1 protein-coding gene and 1 pseudogene are annotated in these 1,467 nt (G+C 73.5%); both read right to left on the bottom strand.

Annotation, left to right across the window (positions count from 1 at the left end):
* Positions 1 to 835, bottom strand: an 835-nt coding sequence (locus GRC12_RS44410; protein ID WP_208786090.1) for an ABC transporter ATP-binding protein, incomplete at its 3' end; no start/stop codon positions are given.
* Positions 832 to 1,467, bottom strand: a pseudogene (locus tag GRC12_RS44415) (energy-coupling factor transporter transmembrane protein EcfT); the annotation flags it as partial. The gene GRC12_RS44410 and the pseudogene GRC12_RS44415, both read right to left, overlap by 4 nt.

The raw sequence follows: 1,467 nt of genomic DNA on the forward strand, positions 1-1,467 counted from the left end.
CAGTGGGGCTGTCCGTAAGTCTTGCCAGGCGGTTGCGCAGGTCGGTTGCCTGGCGGCGGGCGTCTCTGACCGTCAGGGGCAGGGGGGTCCAGCCTGCCAGGCGGCCCAGTTCCACCACAGGTGGGTAGACCGGGGAGGTCGCCATCATCTCGGCCGGGGTGCCCAGTTGGGGTGGGGAGCCCAGGGCCGGGAGGACCACCACCTGGTCGGCGTACTGGATGACCCGTTCCAGGCGGTGTTCGGCCAGGAGGACCGTGGTGCCGAGGTCGTGGACCAGGCGTTGGAGGACCGCCAGGACCTCCTCCGCCGCCGCCGGGTCCAGCGCCGAGGTCGGTTCGTCGAGGACCAGCGCCTTGGGGTGCGGAGTGAGGACCGAGCCGATGGCCACGCGTTGCTGTTGGCCGCCGGAGAGCGTGGAGATGGGGCGGGCACGGAGATCGGCGAGCCCCAGGAGGTCGAGGGTTTCCTCGACGCGGCGGCGCATCACCTCGGCCGGGAGGCCCAACGACTCCATTCCGTAGGCGAGTTCGTCCTCGACCGTGTCCGTCACGAAGTGAGACAGCGGGTCCTGCCCCACCGTGCCGACCACGTCCGCGAGTTCGCGCGGCTTGTGCGTGCGCGTGTCGCGGCCCGCCACGGTGACCCGGCCACGCAGGGTGCCGCCGGTGAAGTGCGGGACCAGGCCGCTGACCGCGTTGAGGATGGTCGATTTGCCGGTGCCGGACGGGCCGACCAGGAGGACGAGTTCACCTTCCGGGACCTCGAAGTCCACGCCCTGGACGGTCGGTTCGGTCGCGCCGTCGTACGTCACGGAGACGTCCTCGAAGCGGATCATGACGGTTCCTTGGGAGCGAGGAGGGAGGGGAGGAGGCCCAGGAGGACGGCCGCGGCGGGCCAGAGGGGGAGCGTGGGAGCGGTCAGCGGAACGACGCCGGGGTGGAGCGCGGCGGGGTCGGTGGAGGCGGCGAGGGTGAGAAGGGCGGCCACCGCGGCACCGGAGCAGGCGACCAGCCCGGCGCGGAGGTCCCAACGGGCGGGCCGGTAACGCGTACGGGGGCTGCGGCGACCGCCGAGGCGCAGACCGGTCAGGGCCGCGGTGAGGCCGGCGAGGAGGAGGGGGAGGCCGTAGGTGCCGGCTTCGGCGGTGAGGAGACCGTACGTTCCGGCGCAGACGCCGAGCAGGCCGCCGAGGGTGAGGGCGGTGGTCGTACGGCGGACGGGGGCGGGAACGGCGGCGGTACGGCCGTAGCCGCGGGCGTCCATGGCTGCGGCGAGGGCGACGGAGCGTTCGAACGCGCCCTCCAGAACCGGGAGTCCGACGTGCAGGAGGCCCCGGATGCCGCTGTCGGGGCGGCCGCGCAGACGACGGGCGGCGCGCAGGCGGTGGACGTCGGCGATGAGGTTGGGGGCGAAGGTGAGGGCGACGACGACGGCCACACCGGCCTCGTACAGGGCGCCGGGGAGGGA

It is taken from the genome of Streptomyces griseorubiginosus (assembly GCF_017614965.1).
GTDB lineage: Bacteria > Actinomycetota > Actinomycetes > Streptomycetales > Streptomycetaceae > Streptomyces > Streptomyces griseorubiginosus_B.